The sequence below is a fragment of the Bacillus coreaensis genome (genome assembly GCF_050586445.1).
Classification (GTDB): Bacteria; Bacillota; Bacilli; order Bacillales; family Cytobacillaceae; genus Robertmurraya_A; species Robertmurraya_A coreaensis.
Genome location: NZ_JBOCCY010000002.1, coordinates 115,618 through 131,970 on the forward strand (window position 1 = coordinate 115,618; position 16,353 = coordinate 131,970).

At 36.7% G+C, this 16,353-nt stretch carries 18 protein-coding genes, 1 tRNA gene and 1 pseudogene; 11 read left to right on the top strand and 9 right to left on the bottom strand.

The features are described 5' to 3' along the window. The 5 genes from spoVAC (at position 1) to spoVIF (ending at position 2,462) form a co-directional block, all read left to right on the top strand. Positions 1-474 (top strand): stage V sporulation protein AC, encoded by a 474-nt coding sequence (spoVAC, locus tag ACQ5H4_RS03730; RefSeq protein WP_430773666.1) that lies wholly within the window; start codon positions 1-3, stop codon positions 472-474. Then, on the top strand, positions 474-1,493 hold the full coding sequence (gene spoVAD / locus ACQ5H4_RS03735; protein ID WP_430773667.1) for a stage V sporulation protein AD: 1,020 nt from the start codon (positions 474-476) through the stop codon (positions 1,491-1,493). The genes spoVAC and spoVAD overlap by 1 nt, the downstream gene beginning before the upstream one ends. A gap of 13 nt (positions 1,494-1,506) precedes the next feature. After that, a complete protein-coding gene (spoVAE, locus tag ACQ5H4_RS03740) occupies positions 1,507-1,863 on the top strand; it encodes a stage V sporulation protein AE (RefSeq protein ID WP_430773668.1) in 357 nt (118 codons plus the stop codon). 87 nt (positions 1,864-1,950) lie between these two features. Next, on the top strand, positions 1,951-2,073 hold the full coding sequence (locus ACQ5H4_RS03745) for a YjcZ family sporulation protein (RefSeq protein WP_119707281.1): 123 nt from the start codon (positions 1,951-1,953) through the stop codon (positions 2,071-2,073). Between the two features lie 134 nt (positions 2,074-2,207). Further along, complete coding sequence (gene spoVIF, locus ACQ5H4_RS03750) at positions 2,208-2,462, top strand: sporulation-specific transcription regulator SpoVIF (RefSeq protein WP_119707282.1); 255 nt, start codon at positions 2,208-2,210, stop codon at positions 2,460-2,462. Positions 2,463-2,516: 54 nt separating this feature from the next. Here the strand turns inward: spoVIF and ACQ5H4_RS03755 are convergent, their stop codons facing one another. Beyond that, entirely contained in the window at positions 2,517-4,805 is a 2,289-nt protein-coding gene (locus tag ACQ5H4_RS03755) for a UvrD-helicase domain-containing protein (RefSeq protein WP_430773669.1), read from the bottom strand. A 132-nt stretch (positions 4,806-4,937) separates the two neighbouring features. On the opposite strand from ACQ5H4_RS03755, the gene ACQ5H4_RS03760 reads away from it, so the two are divergent. Beyond that, positions 4,938-5,210, top strand: a complete 273-nt coding sequence (locus tag ACQ5H4_RS03760) for a hypothetical protein (RefSeq protein WP_430773670.1) — start codon at positions 4,938-4,940, stop codon at positions 5,208-5,210. A 26-nt stretch (positions 5,211-5,236) separates the two neighbouring features. On the opposite strand, the gene ACQ5H4_RS03765 is transcribed toward ACQ5H4_RS03760, so the two are convergent. The 3 genes from ACQ5H4_RS03765 to ACQ5H4_RS03775 form a co-directional block, all read right to left on the bottom strand. Then, complete coding sequence (locus ACQ5H4_RS03765; protein ID WP_430773671.1) at positions 5,237-5,659, bottom strand: GNAT family N-acetyltransferase; 423 nt, start codon at positions 5,657-5,659, stop codon at positions 5,237-5,239. 6 nt (positions 5,660-5,665) lie between these two features. After that, positions 5,666-6,178 carry a YjcG family protein gene (locus tag ACQ5H4_RS03770; protein ID WP_430773672.1) on the bottom strand — a complete coding sequence of 171 codons (513 nt, stop codon included), beginning with the start codon at positions 6,176-6,178 and terminating at the stop codon, positions 5,666-5,668. A 115-nt stretch (positions 6,179-6,293) separates the two neighbouring features. Then, positions 6,294-7,016: an alpha/beta hydrolase gene (locus ACQ5H4_RS03775; protein WP_430774049.1), complete on the bottom strand. Its 723-nt coding sequence runs from the start codon at positions 7,014-7,016 to the stop codon at positions 6,294-6,296. 257 nt (positions 7,017-7,273) lie between these two features. Between ACQ5H4_RS03775 and ACQ5H4_RS03780 the strand changes: the two genes are divergently transcribed. From ACQ5H4_RS03780 to ACQ5H4_RS03790, 3 genes are all read left to right on the top strand, one after another. Next, the gene (locus ACQ5H4_RS03780; protein WP_430773673.1) at positions 7,274-8,275 is read left to right on the top strand and encodes a TAXI family TRAP transporter solute-binding subunit; all 1,002 of its coding nucleotides are present in this window, start codon (positions 7,274-7,276) and stop codon (positions 8,273-8,275) included. Positions 8,276-8,392: 117 nt separating this feature from the next. After that, positions 8,393-8,920 (top strand): DUF1850 domain-containing protein, encoded by a 528-nt coding sequence (locus ACQ5H4_RS03785; protein ID WP_430773674.1) that lies wholly within the window; start codon positions 8,393-8,395, stop codon positions 8,918-8,920. Beyond that, a complete protein-coding gene (locus ACQ5H4_RS03790) occupies positions 8,910-10,859 on the top strand; it encodes a TRAP transporter permease (RefSeq protein WP_430773675.1) in 1,950 nt (649 codons plus the stop codon). The genes ACQ5H4_RS03785 and ACQ5H4_RS03790 overlap by 11 nt, the downstream gene beginning before the upstream one ends. Positions 10,860-11,202: 343 nt before the next feature. Here the strand turns inward: ACQ5H4_RS03790 and ACQ5H4_RS03795 are convergent. The 5 genes and pseudogenes from ACQ5H4_RS03795 to ACQ5H4_RS03815 all read right to left on the bottom strand — a co-directional run. Further along, positions 11,203-11,361, bottom strand: a pseudogene (locus tag ACQ5H4_RS03795) (YozQ family protein); the annotation flags it as partial. Positions 11,362-11,595: 234 nt separating this feature from the next. After that, positions 11,596-12,036, bottom strand: a complete 441-nt coding sequence (locus ACQ5H4_RS03800) for a Fur family transcriptional regulator (RefSeq protein WP_430773676.1) — start codon at positions 12,034-12,036, stop codon at positions 11,596-11,598. A 176-nt stretch (positions 12,037-12,212) separates the two neighbouring features. Further along, complete coding sequence (locus tag ACQ5H4_RS03805; protein WP_430773677.1) at positions 12,213-12,344, bottom strand: hypothetical protein; 132 nt, start codon at positions 12,342-12,344, stop codon at positions 12,213-12,215. 9 nt (positions 12,345-12,353) lie between these two features. Then, on the bottom strand, positions 12,354-13,571 hold the full coding sequence (locus ACQ5H4_RS03810; protein WP_430773678.1) for a helix-turn-helix domain-containing protein: 1,218 nt from the start codon (positions 13,569-13,571) through the stop codon (positions 12,354-12,356). A 146-nt stretch (positions 13,572-13,717) separates the two neighbouring features. Further along, positions 13,718-14,983 (bottom strand): S8 family serine peptidase, encoded by a 1,266-nt coding sequence (locus ACQ5H4_RS03815; protein ID WP_430773679.1) that lies wholly within the window; start codon positions 14,981-14,983, stop codon positions 13,718-13,720. Between the two features lie 233 nt (positions 14,984-15,216). Between ACQ5H4_RS03815 and ACQ5H4_RS03820 the strand changes: the two genes are divergently transcribed. Further along, positions 15,217-15,289: transfer RNA gene (locus ACQ5H4_RS03820), tRNA-Val, on the top strand. Between the two features lie 161 nt (positions 15,290-15,450). Beyond that, the gene (locus tag ACQ5H4_RS03825) at positions 15,451-16,311 is read left to right on the top strand and encodes a manganese catalase (RefSeq protein WP_430773680.1); all 861 of its coding nucleotides are present in this window, start codon (positions 15,451-15,453) and stop codon (positions 16,309-16,311) included. The last annotated feature ends 42 nt before the right edge of the window (positions 16,312-16,353 follow it).

Below are 16,353 nucleotides of genomic sequence, written 5' to 3' on the forward strand. Positions count from 1 at the left end.
GTGGGGAACAAAAAGCCAGAATCAAATGAGGTAGAACAATATAAGCAGTTTGAGAAGAATTTTGAAACAAAAAGACCGGTCTTTAAAAATTGTTTAAAGGCTTTTTTAGTTGGAGGATTCATCTGCATGATTGGTCAAGCTATCACCTATTTTTATATTTATTTCTTTAGCTTTACAGAACAAACAGCAGGTAATCCTACTGTGGCAACGATGGTATTTATCTCCATGCTTTTAACAGGCTTTGGGGTTTACGACCGCTTAGGCCAATTTGCAGGGGCAGGTAGTGCGGTACCTGTAACTGGTTTTGGAAACGCGGTCATCTCTGCTGCCATCGAACATAGAACAGAGGGATTTGTACTTGGTGTTGGGGGGAACTTATTTAAACTAGCTGGTTCAGTTGTTTTATTTGGGGTTTTTTCAGCGTTTGTGGTTGCGTTAATCAAGACGATATTAATCAAACTGGGGGCAATATAATGCTGAAAGGAAAACAATCATGGATATTTAATAATCGCCCCGTTATTGCTTCTACAGGTGTGACTGGTGGTCCATTCGAAGCAAATGGTAGATTATCAAATGATTTTGATGTTCTCTTCGATGATTTATGGATGGGAGAAGATTCTTATGAAAAAGCCCACCGCCACTTATTTGAAGTTGCAACAAATACAGCGTTTGAAAAAGAAGGTGTGACGGTAGATGATGTTCAGTTTATGATTGCTGGAGATCTCATTAATCAAATTACTCCAACTAGCATTGCTGCCAGACAATTGAAGCTACCATATCTCGGTATATTTGGTGCTTGTTCAACATCTATGGAAGGACTTGCACTTGCCTCTTTTTTTGTTAATTATGGGGGAGGAAATTATATCCTGACAGGTGCTACGAGCCATAATGCGGCTGTGGAAAAGCAATTTCGTTACCCTACCGAGTACGGTGGACAAAAGCCCCCTACTGCTCAATGGACCGTAACAGGTGCAGGTGTTGGCTTAGTAAAAGCAAATCAGGGAAATGAAAGTGGGAAGCCAGTCACAACATCAGCCACGATAGGAAAAGTCATTGATCTAGGTCTAACGGATCCTTTTAATATGGGAGGAGCCATGTCTCCTGCTGCAGCTGATACAATCTTAGCTCATTTTAAGGATTTAGAAATTGATCCTTCATATTACGACTTAATTGTAACAGGTGATCTTGGAAAAATTGGACATGAGACAACGTTTGGATTATTGAAACAGGAAGGCTTACCAATTAATAAAGAGCAATTTAAGGATTGTGGGATGTTAATTTACCATGAAGATCAACCTGTTCAATCCGGTGGAAGCGGGGCAGGTTGTTCAGCAACAGTATTGTATGGACATCTGTTAAATGAAATGAAAAAGGGAACTTACAAGCGAATTCTATTCGTTGCAACAGGAGCGCTGCTTTCGCCGCTTACTGTTCAACAAAATGAAACCATTCCTTGTATTGCCCATGCTGTTTCTATTGAAATGAACGAATAAGGGAGGGAAGAAGATGCTCGCTATGTTTTTTTGGGCATTTGTTGTAGGAGGTGCAATTTGTGTAATCGGGCAGCTAATGTTTGATGTAGCACGGCTTACCCCTGCACATACTTTAAGTACGCTTGTTGTTATTGGAGCAGTATTAGACGGGTTGGGATTATACGAACCATTAGCAGATTTTGCAGGTGCTGGAGTAACTGTACCAATTACAAATTTCGGGAATACTCTTGTTCACGGTGCCCTTCAAGAAGCTGAACAGCATGGAATTATTGGGGTATTAACTGGCATGTTTGAAATTACAAGCTCAGGTATTTCATCAGCAATCGTTTTTGCATTTATCGGTGCTCTAATATTTAAGCCAAAAGGCTAAAACTTTTTAGATATAGGACAAAGCCTACACGTTTTCAGGTCGCTTACATACGTTATAGTAAGTCAAGGAAAAGTGAGGTGACTTGATATGGGTTACGGCTATTGCGGCTACGGCTATGGTGGCAACGGCGGTGGATACGGATCAACTTTCGTATTAATCGTTGTATTATTCATCTTGTTAATTATTGTTGGAGCTAGCTTTTACAACTAATCTCCAAAAGGAAGTGTGAAGGAAGAAAGATCGTTTCTGTTCAAAGAAACGGTCTTTTTCCTGTTCAAAAAATCACCTTTTTTTGTTTCTTTCATAAGATGAGAGTAGCTTAAAAAGGAGGCGTGGTTTTAAGAATGGATAATCAATTTTTCAAAAATGTTGAAAAGAAAACGGGCGTTAATATGAAAGACATTCTTGAACTGGCTGGTTCATTACAAAATGCAAACTTTAAAGATGAAAAAACAGTTCGCAATGTAATCAAGCGTGTATCTCAAATTGCAAACAAACCAGTCACAAAAGAAATGGAAGATAAAATCGTTTCTTCTATTGTTGCTGATGGAAAACAACTTGATTTTAATACGTTATCTAAGATGATTAATAAAAAATAATTGAAAAAGAGAAGCTCTCGAAATTCGGGAAGCTTCTCTCTTCTTTTTCCTTTATTATTTAGGAAGGATGGGAGCTAAAAACCTAGAGGGCTTAGCATTTTTACCTCTTCTCTTATGTGGTATCGCTATATAGCATTCTTCTTTAGCACGTGTGATCGCTACATATAGTAATCGACGTTCTTCTTCAATTGGTGCCGACTCACCATTCCTCAAAGATTCTAGTGCGTAGTCGTGGGGGATTCCTCCGTCAACAACATCAACAATATACACGACCCGGTATTCTAATCCTTTTGCTCGATGAATGGTGCTAAGGGTAATTGCCTGTTCAAGCTGTTTACTAAGTTGTTTTATTTCTTTATTCATAGCACTCATATGCTTCGTGTGGTCTAGGAAGTCGATGATTGTTTGGAAGTTCTTAGCTGCGACCTTTAAATCTCGAATATCGTCAGAGCCTTTTTCAAGACTATTTCCTTCATTGCCACGCTTTTTTAGATAATCCCCAAATCCTACTTCCTTTTCAATAAATTCAATGCACTCTAGCGGAGTACGTCCTTTCAAGCTCCTAATGGAAGGTAATAGCTTTTTTAGCTTTCTTTCTTGAAAAGCATGTCCGGTTGAAATATTGGATAAGCATTCGAGCATGGAGCAATCATTCAAAATGCTGTTTGCTTTTAAGTCAGTCATAACCGATTGTCTAATAAAGAGAACTGGGAGAATCTGACTGATCGCGTGCTGGTCATCCTCATTAATGATTAGGCGAAGAAAGGACAACATGGATTTTACTAAATAACGTTCATAGAAGTTCTCGGAATCCAGATCTATTCGAAAAGGAAAGCTAGTCGTTGCCAGTCTTTCAAAAACTGCTCGGCTCCCGGTATTCGTTCGGTATAATATGGCGATATCATTTGGAACATAACCGTTTTGTAGTTTCTCATGTATATCCTGAACAATCATGGTTGCTTCCTCTTCTTCATCAAAAGGATAAAACAACATAGGTGAAAGAGAATGTTGATATTGAGCTTGCATGATTTTTTTTCTGCGAGCTGTATTTTTTTCAATGATCCGGTTGGCAGTTGAAATTATTTCATGTGAGGAACGGTAATTTTCGTTAAGGAAAATCATTTTACTATTTGGAAAATCTTTTTCAAAAGATAGAAGGTAATTAGGGTCACTACCTCGAAATGCATAAATAGATTGATCGTCATCTCCAACGGCAAATAAGTTTTCGGTTTTGCGAGATAGCAATTTAATTAGCTCATATTGTACTTTGTTAATATCTTGAAACTCATCAATTAAAAAGTATTGAAATCGATTTTGGTACATTTCTAACACATCTGGATGATCGGATAAATATTTATAGCATCCGATGAGCATATCATCAAAGTCAAAAAGGTTCTTCTTTTCCTTTTCTTGTTCATAATATTTATATAAATGCAACACTTGCTCCTCCCAACGACTAGCTGTCTGTACATCCTGTGGAAGAAGAAACGTATTTTTCCAATAGCCAATTTGTTGTAGAGCTAAATCGTATGCAAACTCCTTCTCATCAAGTGAGATTGTTTTTCCACCTTCTTTAAGTATTTGGTCCTTTTGCCAATCCTTTTTTATCAGTTTAGATGGATGCCATCTTTCTGGCTCATGGAAAGCTAGTATTCTATAAAAAATACTATGAAATGTACCAGTTAACAGCCTATTGATGTCTGTAGATGAAAGAAGAGGATATTGAATAAGCCTTTCTTTCATTTCAGTGGCTGCTTTCGCTGTAAACGTAACGAGCATGATGGATTTCGGATCTATTTTTAGCTCATAAAGCATATAGGCAGCTCTTGTAGTCAACACTCTCGTCTTACCACTACCAGCACCAGCAACAACAAGGACAGAACCGTTTACCGTTGTTACCGCCTTTAATTGTTGATCATCAAGTTGGAAACCGTTGTTGAATAATCGTTTTATATAGTGTGAGGTTATGTTTGTTTCTTGCCGAACGGTTGGTTGAAAGGAGGGAGAAGCTTTGACATATATTGATGGCTGAAATGTATGATGTTTGGTTGGAGATACAATCATACGTGTGACTGGTATTTTGAAGCCATTTCGTTCAACGTACTCAATAGATTCATTAGACATTTCAGTGGAATTACTTACTAATTCTTTACAATTCAAGTGCTTCCGCAGCATATGATAAAAATAGGGCTCCTCTTGTATTCCTAAATACAAACGGACCTGTTCTTTACAAATGGGACAATGAAGTTTTCCTTTCTTAGCTTCATCATATACAAATTGATAATTCTCTCTATCTAAAATGTCCAAATTAACTTTTTCATTATTTTTCATAGCAATTTTCATAATTAACCCCTTAAAATCAAAAACTCAATCGAACTCTATCATAACAAAACAATTACTCCTACATAAAGAAGAAAAAATAAAAGTTTTATTTTTCCAAAAGCTCATGGGAGATTTATGAAAGAGGTGAAGAAGATGGGCTATATTGCTCCAGTAGTTAATTTTCAATCAAACCAGTATATAGAGAGAAACTTAATAGCATCTAGAGATCCATATAAATATGAATCGGTTAATAGAGTAAATCCGATAAAAAGTGGAACTTCAGAGGATAATCAGCATCAGCAATCTTCTTTTTCTAAGAAATTGCTTCAAAGAGAAGAAAGAAAAGTAATAAGGCCTTCTAATGATGCTTTAGCACATATATATGAGATTACAGGAAAAGGAAAATACTTTGACATAAGTGTATAAAAAAATGCCTCAATTGAGGCGTTTTTTTATATATATTTCTTCATTGTTCGATGAGGAATGCCAGCATCCATAAACTCTTCAGATATGACTTCATATCCTAATTTACTGTAAAAGGGGATGGCTTGTGTTTGAGCGTTTAATTTTAATGCAGTATAATTATTTTGTTTGGCATACTGTTCGATTTGATCCATTAGTAGTTTCCCAGCACCGGTACCTCTGCTCCTAGACAGCACACAGATTCGTTCCACTTTTCCGATACCATCTAAATTTCGAAAGCGACCAGCACCTATAGGAATTTCCTGATCGTAAAGTACGAAGTGAGTGCATTCATCGTCATACTGGTCAATCTCTTCTTCCTCTGGTACTTGTTGTTCCTCAACAAATACCAGTTTTCGAACTTTAAAGGCATCCTGTTGCTGTTCTTTTGTTGTAACGATTTCTACATTCACTAGTATCTATTCCTTTCCAAGCCTAAAAGTTTCAAAAACTGTCCATGAGCCGTTCTCTAGTTGATACAAAAGATGGAAACGATCAACGTGTTCATCGTGATTCATCTTCTGCATTCTTAAGGATCCGAAAACATCTGAATGCTCATCATCTGATAATCTTTGTCCTAACGTGATATGCGGAACAAAGGCATATTCTGTAGCCTCTCCATAACCAAGAGCATCAATTGCCTCATGAAGATCCGTAATTTCAGTAGAAGGTTCTACTTTTAAATAAATTACATTGTTCACAGGGTGAAAAGAACTGAATTTTGGTATGTGAATATGTAAAGGAGAAAATCTTTTTGCAATATCATCAAGTTTGTTAGCTAATGTTTTTGCCTCATCCTCGTTAGCTTCAAATGGTGCTTTTAATGTGATATGTGGTGGAATGAGTGAGTAATGAGGATCATAGCGCTTTCTATATGAATTAGCTAAATCTTGAAGTGTTTTTCCAGGGAAAATAACAATTCCAAATTTCATTTTATGACCTCCGTTAATCTATATAATATAGAAGAATTGAATATTGAATATTATAACAAATTTTCTAAATCATTTATATAATTATACCCATACATGGTCCGTAATACCCTTTGCATTATGAACCAAACATCGTTTTTAGGGACGTTCTCAAGTCTCCTTGCCAATATGTCCAAGTATGATCACCGTCAAATTCATGATAAACATAGGAAAGAGAGTGATTTTTCAAGTATTTGTTCAGTGCCCGGTTCGGTGTAAGAAAATCATACACTTTTTCGTTTGTCATTTTTACGGCTGTCTCGTTTTTGCCAATGCTATGGTAAATAGAGAGAAGGCTAGTGGTGTTTTCATTAATCACTTCTTCCAAGATGCTGTTATTAATGTATGGGGACTGAAGAATGACCTTTCCAAATGTGTTTGGATATTTTATTCCGGCGAGTAGAGAAATAGTTGCGCCCAAGGAATCACCAATTAATGCACGGCCCATCCCCATTTGGAAGGTGGGAAACTCTTGATCTAAAAATGGAATAAGCTCATGGGCCAAAAAACGGATGTAAGCTTCGTGATTATTGCCTTTCGGATGATATTTTTCCCTTCGATCTTCAAATGTAAGATAAGGAACTCCAACAACAATAATATTTTCTATTTCTTTTTCAGAAAGTAGCTCATCACAATGCCTTGCCATTCGACCTAATTGGAAATAATCTTTCCCATCAGCTGTAACAAGGAGATGGTACTTGTACAAAGGTGAAAAATTGGCTGGTTTATATACCAAAAGGTTTATATCTTCTTTAAGTTCGTAGCTATAAAATAATAAGTCTTGGAGTGTTCCTTTTAGAATATTCACTTAGCATTTCCCCCTAACTGGAATATAAAGGTACTATTGAAATTTTATCATAAAATATTGTATGGAAATAAATTTATTTTACTAATGTATAAATACTGTATAGAAATACATAAATAAATAGAGTGTAAAAGAATGAATGATTGTAAAGTTGTAGGCGATAAGCTAGTTGTACCAAATTGTTTGACAAACTGATGAAGGGTTATGATAAAATTGAAACGAAAAACTGGAAAATTATAAAAGGGGGAATTCCATTGAAAAAGAAACGTTTTCTTCTCTCAACTGTTCTAATGTTGATACTGTCACTTGTGCTTGCTGCTTGTGGAGCAAACAATGACGAGGGAACTGGTGCTGAGGATAGCGCTGATACAGGTGCTGAAAAACCAAAGTTCATTAGTATCGTAACAGGTGGAACTGGTGGTACATACTACCCGCTAGGTGGATCATTTGCATCGATTATTTCGGATGCAACTGGTATTGAAACAAACGCTGAAACATCAGGTGCTTCTGCAGAGAACATGACCACACTTAAAGCTGGTGATGCAGAAATTGCCTTTTCACAAACTGATATCGCTTCATACGCTAAAGACGGAAAATTAATGTTTGAAGGAAATGCAGTTGATAATGTTCAAGCAATTGGAACATTATATCCTGAAACAATACAAATTGTTACTACTGCAGATTCAGGAATTAGCTCTGTTGAAGATTTAAAAGGGAAAAAAGTTTCTGTAGGAGCACCTGGTTCAGGTACAGCTGCTAATGCAGAACAAATTTTAGAGGTTCATGGATTATCATTTGATGATATCGAGAAGCAAGATCTATCATTTGATGAATCTACTGCAGGTATTCAAGATGGAACAATTGACGCTGCATTCGTTACTGCTGGAACACCAACAGGAGCAGTGGAAGGGTTATCTGCAACAGAAGATATTGTGATTGTACCAATTGCTGCTGATAAAATTGCAGAATTAATTGAAGCATATCCATACTATGTTGAGGACGAAGTTCCTGCTGGTACGTACGGCCTAACTGATAAAGTGGCAACTGTTGCTGTTCAAGCAATGTTAGTCGTAAAATCAGACCTTTCTGAAGAAGTAGTATATGATATTACAAAAGCAATTTTTGAAAACCTTGATAAGGTTACACATGCTAAAGGTAAATTAATTTCTGCTGAAAATGCTGTAAATGGTGTAGGAATTGACATTCATCCAGGTGCACAGAAGTATTACGATGAAAAAGGTATTAAAGCTGAATAATAAAGTAGTTTGCTGAAAATGTGACCGGCCGGCTTTTATAACCAATTATGGTTATTTTGGTCGGTCAATTTTTCGCTTTATAGAGATAAATATGTATTAGAAAATGGACGTGTTACCATGAGGAAAGTGATTAAAAGTAAATCCTTTCTAAGTTTATTCCTCAGTATGTTACTCATCATTTGTCTATCAATCATTCCATATAAAAAAGCACTAACTTTTCAGTTAGAGAACACTGGTAAGGTTCTTGTATATATTCCACTTGGAGACCTTCTAGAATTTAAAATAAAATATACACATTCGATTCATCTATCAGAAGTAATTGAGAGTTATCAAGTGAATAGCGATGGAGATATAAAACAGTATGAACTTGAATACTCTGATTTTTCCATCGGGATGCCAGAAAATGCATCAAAAGGTGAAGTTTTTGAGCAGAAGAATGGGAAATATTATATAAAAAATATGAATCGGATTTTTCCATACTTTGATCTAAGAACTGGAAAGGTCCGTGCTAATCATACAGTGATATATGGAGACAAGGAGTACCCTTTAAATAAATATGTAGAACCAGGTTCTTTGGTTAGAATAAAGGTAATTAAGATGAACCTTTATCAACAATGGAAAGGAGTGAATCTCATTGACGGATAAATTTGAATCTCTGTCACAAGAACAGCAAGAAGAACTATTGGAAAAATACGATCCGGAAGCTGGTACGAGAAAGCTAACAGGAATTTTAGGTTGGATTGTATTTCTCGGATTATTATCATTTTCATTATTTCAACTTTATACAGGTATTTTTGGTATTCTCACTGCTCAATTGCAACGTTCAATTCATTTAGGATTTGCGCTAGCTCTTATATTTCTACTTTTTCCTGCTAGAAAAACGAAAGGGAAAAAACATAAAGTTGCTTGGTTTGATGTATTATTAGCAATAGCTTCAGTTGCGGTGGGAGCTTATTGGCCACTAATGATCGATGAGTTAGTATTACGAGTTGGTATGTTAAATGATATGGACTTTTATATTGGGCTTCTTGCCATTATTCTTGTGCTTGAGGCAACGAGAAGGGCAGTGGGGTTACCAATAACGATTATTGCAGGACTTTTTCTTGCATATGCTGTATATGGGCCATATATGCCGAGCTTCTTAGCACATCGAGGGCTTTCACTTGAACGACTTGTTCAAACGATGTTTTATACAACAGAAGGAATCTTGGGTACACCTTTAGGAGTATCTTCAACGTATATCTTTTTATTTTTACTCTTTGGTGCCTTCCTTGTAAAAACAGGTGTTGGGCAGTATTTCAATGACTTGGCAGTATCAATTGCCGGAAAAAGAATTGGTGGGCCTGCAAAGGTAGCTATTTTCTCAAGTGCTTTACAAGGGACAATTAGTGGGAGCTCAGTTGCTAACGTTGTTACCTCTGGCTCATTTACAATCCCTATGATGAAAAAACTTGGTTATAAAAAGGACTTTGCTGGTGCAGTAGAGGCAGCGGCATCAACAGGTGGACAGTTAATGCCACCAATCATGGGTGCTGCAGCATTCTTAATGGTTGAATTTATTGGTGGAATAACATATTGGGAAATTGCGAAAGCTGCTGCTATTCCAGCTTTGTTATATTTTGCTGGAATATGGATTATGACTCACTTTGAAGCCAAGCGACTTGGACTAAGAGGCTTAAAAGATGAGGAAATGCCTAATCGAAAAGAAGTGCTTAAAAATTTCTATTTATTAACACCGATTATCGCAGTAATCGTGTTAATGACTTCTGGTATGACAGTAACAAGAGCTGCACTTTTTTCCATCCTTGTAGCAATTATTGTAGGAGCTATTAATAAAGAGACACGCATAGGTATTAGAGGGATTATTGAAGCGCTTGTAGATGGTGCAAGAACGGCGCTTGGAGTAGCAGCGGCTACCGCTGCAGCTGGTATCATTGTGGGGGTTGTTACAAAAACAGGACTAGGCTTAAAGCTTGCTAATGGGTTATTAGATCTTGCTGGTGGAGCGTTAATTCCAACTTTAATGTTAACCATGCTTGCAGCGATTGTGCTAGGTATGGGATCTCCAACAACAGCTAACTATGTTATTACGTCTACAATTGCTGCACCAGCAATCATATTGCTTGGTGTACCTGATTTGTCGGCACATTTATTTGTGTTTTATTTCGGAATTATCGCTGACATTACACCTCCGGTTGCATTAGCAGCTTTTGCAGCAGCAGGTGTTTCTGGAGGCGAGCCGATTCGTACAGGTGTACAATCAGCGAAGTTGGCTATCGCAGCATTTATCATTCCGTATATGTTTGTTTTATCGCCAGAGTTGTTAATGATTGATACAACATGGACGTACCTTATCTGGGTCATCTTCTCTGCACTTGCAGGTATGATGGCGATAGGTGCAGGAGTTATCGGGTATTGGATGAGAAAGCTATTCTGGTGGGAACGAATTGTTGGAATTGTCGGTGGGATTCTTCTGATTTATCCAGAAGGGGTTACTGACATCATAGGGTTAGTGACGTTTGGAGTATTAGTTGCACTTCAAATCATTATTAAAAGACCTGAAGCAACTAGAGCCATAGGATAAGAACAGAGCAAAAAGAGCCTAGCTGATATAAGGCTCTTTTTGCTTTTTAGGAGAAACCGATAAAATATTATATATTTTAAATAATCTATTTTGTTTACGTAAAAAACAGAAGGCTCTAATATAGTGAGGTTTGATTTCATTTACGAGTATGATTCGCTGAGTGATGTGTTGTTTGTCAGAAACATAAATAATTTCTACAGGTTGTTTTTCCTGTAGTGACTTCATTAATAATCGGTGCATTTACATCCCTCGCAGTGGATCGTGTTACTTTTATTATATGCGAACGAATGTTCTTTATTCAATAAATGAAAAAAAGTGTGGAAAAAAATCCACACTTTTTGAATCAGTCATTCTTCTCTAGTTCTTGGTCGATCGTCCCTTCATAATAACCATCACTTGCTTGTTCATGTGTTTGGGCCAATCCCATTTCGAGTTGGTTTTCGCTGTTGTAATCAGAGGGCTCAAAGGTTTTACCAGCAATTTTTGATGAGTTGTTTTTTTTCATTCCATCTCCGCCTTTTCATCATTATTCATACTTATTTTTTGACAAAAGGGACAAGGGCATACAAACTAAAAAATAAAAAACTGTACATGTTTTGGCAGTTTTAAGGGAATGGTTAATTTTTTCTGATTTTAAACTTACTTCCACATTTACAGATCACACTATGTTTTAAATATTTTATGGGAGATTGACATTTAGGACATACACTGTTATGCATATTATTCGCCTTCTTTTTTAATTAGTAACTTCTTTGTTTTCACTACAATTTTTACATACTCCATAAAGCTCGAGTTGATGAGAATGAACACGAAATTTAGTTAACTTATTAGCTATATCTTCCACTTCTCTTAATAATGGATATTTGAAGTCTTCAATTATTCCACATATATGACAAATCACATGATAATGTTCATCCATTTTAAATTCATATTTGCTTAATCCATTACCATAGGGTAATTCATTTAATATATTTAATTTTACAAACATTTTTACATTATTGTAGATGGTTGCAATACTAATAGAGGGGAGTTTTGAATGTATGTCATCCACAGTTGGATGGCCTTTCATGGAAGCAATTGTTTTTAATATTAGTATTCTTTGTGGCGTAATCCGTAGTCCACGTTCTTTTAATAAAGGGATAAGTTTTTCGAAATCTAATTCTAATTCATTATTCATAAAAGAACCTCTTTATTAGTAGATTAGAAATTTGGGAAGTTCAGATCGAGTATATAGTTAATGATAACACTTCTCATTCAGAAATCAATACTTTTTTATAATTATTTTAAATTAATATCTATTTTACTTAAAACAAAACAAAACGACGGTCTGAAGTTTCTCAGACCGCCGTACTTTTATGCTTCTTTCACTGGAGGTAAAATTGGGTGGCCCTGTGGAGCATCGGAGCTTGATAGAGCGTATGTTGCACCTGTTGAAGCTGTAAGAATAAATGCGATGACAACAAAGGAATGGATTAATTTTTTCATAATATCCTCCTAAATGGTTTTATTCAAATAATATATTGCTTTCTCAAACATACCAGTTGAATGATAATGTTTGGAAAGTAATTGATAAAACATAACTAAGTCATCTTTATTTTCATTTGAGCTTTCTAAATATGGAATAACAGTTAAAATAACGAATTGGATTGACTTTGATTGATTCTCCAATGCAAGGAGATAATATTTTGAAAGAATGGAATACTTTTTATTATTTAGAGTTTCTGAGAGAGTAAATGTGATGGTAAAGGCTTCTTTTGCAACTTCATGTAATTGCATCTCATAAGCAACCTGACCTTTAACATACTGTGTAACGAGACAATGAGTGGTAGGTGATGATTGTAAGGAAAGACTTTTATTTATATACAACATTGCTTTATCGTAGTCTTCAAGCTTTTTATAAAGAAGACCGATATTATGATAAATTTGAGGTAGGAGATTCGTTTCGTTTAATAATGTTGCATTTCTTTCTAAATGGTGAAAACAGCTTTTTGCTTCTTCGAAGATTCCAGAATGAGTGTAGTTAATTCCTAAGAGCATTAAGCAATGAAGGATCCGAATAAAATTATGCTCATTCATGTAGGATTGGAGGGCTGCTTTTGCAAAGTGAATGGCGTGACCGGACTGCTGTAAGGCAGCCTTTACCATTGAACGATAATATAAGAATTCGCCCGAAGAAGAGTCATGACTGATTTGAAATAAGGAGTCAAACTGTTGATCCGCTTGTTCAAATTGCCCCTTTAATATATACAGTACCGTAATACAATAATGAAATAAATAGATTTCTTGTTGGGAAAATGATTTCTTTAGTTTATTAAGAATTTCTTTTTGGTGGTCGGCTTGATCTACATTACCGAGAAATAATAGGTAACGCATCTTATACAGCTCGTATGTATGTAGGTAAGAGGTAAACGGAATAATTGCGTCATAATTCTTTAACTGGTTGATAATATCTTTAACCTCGTTTTTTTGGTAAAAATAAATCTTTTCATTTAATGTATTTAATAAGTCACCGATAATTTTTTCCTGTTCCTCGGCCCGATTTATGCTTATATGTAATCGATCGAGCAAGAAAGAAATGGTTTCATCATTTGCTTCCTTTCCATTATTTTCAATTTTGCTTAGATGGGAAACGGAACAAATTCCATTAGCAAGCTCCTTTTGGGTAAGACCTTTTTGAGTACGATAATACTTAATTAAAGGTCCGAATTGCAACGAAATCACCTCCTATTGATTATACTTTATCACCGTTAGCATAAATGTAAACCTATTTTTCAGATATTTTTGAATACAGGAAAAAAGGACGATACTTCGAACGTAAAAAACCATCCAGCGAAAACTGAATGGTTTTTACTCTAGCTTTATCTTACACGAGGGAATCCAAAACCTGAGGCATAGTCGTCTCCAGTTGCCGCACCAACTCCGCCGTATATATCGTATGATTTTGCACGAGTTTGTAGTTCGCTTCTAAGCTGTGTATGTGAGAGTGAAGGGTTAGCTGCCCATATTTTCGCCGCTAAACCAGAAACATGTGGTGTAGCCATAGATGTCCCACTAATTGTGTTATATCCACCATTATACCAAGTAGATTCTATTGCTGCACCAGGTGCTGATACTTCAATATCACGCTCTTGAATTACGAAATCACCATCAGTATTCGGATTGCCTCTTGATGAAAAATCAGCGACTCGATAAGTTCCATTTTGTTGAACATTTTCAAGTGCAGCCACCGCAACGGCATTAACTAAAGCACCTGGGTAACCAATGGTGTTGCTTGCAGAACCGCTATTACCAGCAGCTGCAACCACTAATAAACCTTTGCTGTAAGCATAATCAACTGCATTTGCAATCATGGTATCTTTTGAACTTGATCCAAGGGACATGGAAATTATAACCTTTGAACCTGTTCTTGTTGCTTCGTCTGCTGCATGTCGTATAGCTCCAGCGATGTCATCGGAATAGCCTGAACCACGGTCGTTTAGTACCTTGTAAGCCCAAAGGTCAGCTTCAGGAGCCACTCCATAAATTCCTAGTCCGTCACTACCGCCATGAGCTAATACTGTACCAGCGACATGTGTTCCATGACCGTTTTTATCGGAGCACGATCCGTTTATCAAGGGTGAACGATTTTGAGTGAAGTCTTTACACTGTTCAGCTGAACCTGCTAAGTCAATATGGCTTGTATAAACACCGGTATCTAACACAGCAACTTTAATTCCTGCGCCCCCGGATGTTTTTTGAACAGAACTATCATTATAGATTGCTTGAATCCCCCAAGGTGTTTGGTCACTAGGGAGAGCTTGTGCAGATACTCCAGGTTTTGCGTTTGCTTCTGTACGATCTTCGAGACTTACCTCTTCAACCACTTGGATGGTAAGATTCTTGTTTTTAAGTAAAGCGTTGTACTGACTTTCATTTACCGTTGTTGAAAACCCATCCTTTCCAAAGTCCCAGCGCGATCCATACGTTTGTTTGGCTTTACCCTTTTCACTCTGAGGTCCTTGGATGTACACTCGATAAGTATCCTTTGAAGCACTTTCTTGCTGCGCGCCTAGTGCACCGCTTGCAAATAATGATAGTCCCATTGCTGCGCTAATAAGCACAGAGCCTAAAGTTCTTTTTCTCATGTATGAACTCCTTCCCAACTTAAAGGTTCAACCTTGAGAGGTTGTAAGGTAAGTATAGTGATAATTTTTAAATAAAATCAATAGACTTGTAGAGTTAGAAAGTTGGGAAAATTTTTGAGATCATTCAGGGATACATGGGACTTATTAAAGAAAAATGAGAGACTTATGATATATGTGTGATGATATTGACAATTCTCATAAATCAAGTATAATATAATTTGTACTATAAAAGAGATCTGTTAGCTCAGCTGGGAGAGCATCACCTTGACAGGGTGGGGGTCGGGGGTTCAAGTCCCTCACAGGTCATACTAAAAAAGCTCGAAACCTTGTTATTTAGGTTTCGAGCTTTTTTAAATTTCCTAAATTGATATTTATGGACAGTCACCCAATACCTAATGAAACCATACAATAACATTGCGGTTTTATAAGGGATTTATAGATAGCCACATAAGTTGGAGGGTGACTCAATGTTTTATCATGTGAAAGAACTTCAATATCAAGCCAAGCCTGAAAGACCGGATCCGCTCTTTGCTAAAAATCTGCAAGAAGTGCTAGGTGGACAATTCGGTGAAATATCTGTTGCTTTGCAATATTTATTCCAAGGATGGAATGTGCGTGGAAACGGAAAATATAAGGATTTATTAATGGATACGGGAGCTGAAGAATTAGCTCATATTGAAATGTTAGCCACTATGATTGCTAGGCTTTTGGACGGAGCTCCGGTAGGTGATTTAGAGGAGGCTGCTAAAGATCCGGTAATTGGTGCAATTTTAGGAGGGATGAACCCGCAACATGCAATTGTTTCAGGTCTGGGTGCAATGCCAGCCGATAGTGTTGGGAATAGATGGACGGCAGATTATATTATTGCTAGCGGAAATTTATTAGCTGATTTTAGAGCCAATTTAACTGCTGAATCTCAGGGAAGATTACAGGTAGTAAGATTGTATGAAATGACGAATGACCGAGGAGTTAAGGATATGCTTTCCTGGTTAATCGCTCGTGATACGATGCATCAAAACCAGTGGATTGCAGCCATTAAGGAACTAGAAGCTAAAGAAAATGTTGTGGTTCCAAGCACGTTCCCACGTAATTTAGAGAAAAGAGAAGTATCACATGTGTTGTTTAATTTATCCGCAGGAAATGAAAGTGCAAGTGGTCGATGGGCTAGTGGTCCAAGTATGGATGGTGAAGGAGTATTTCAATATGTTGAAAATCCAGTACCTCTTGCCAAAAAACCAAAATTAAACCCTGCACCACCTTATATTCATGATACACCTCCTGCTGTACTAAAAGATACAGCGGGAAAAATCCCTCCAAGTATGATGTAATATTTAGATAAAAGCCATTATCTGTGTATGGATAATGGCTTT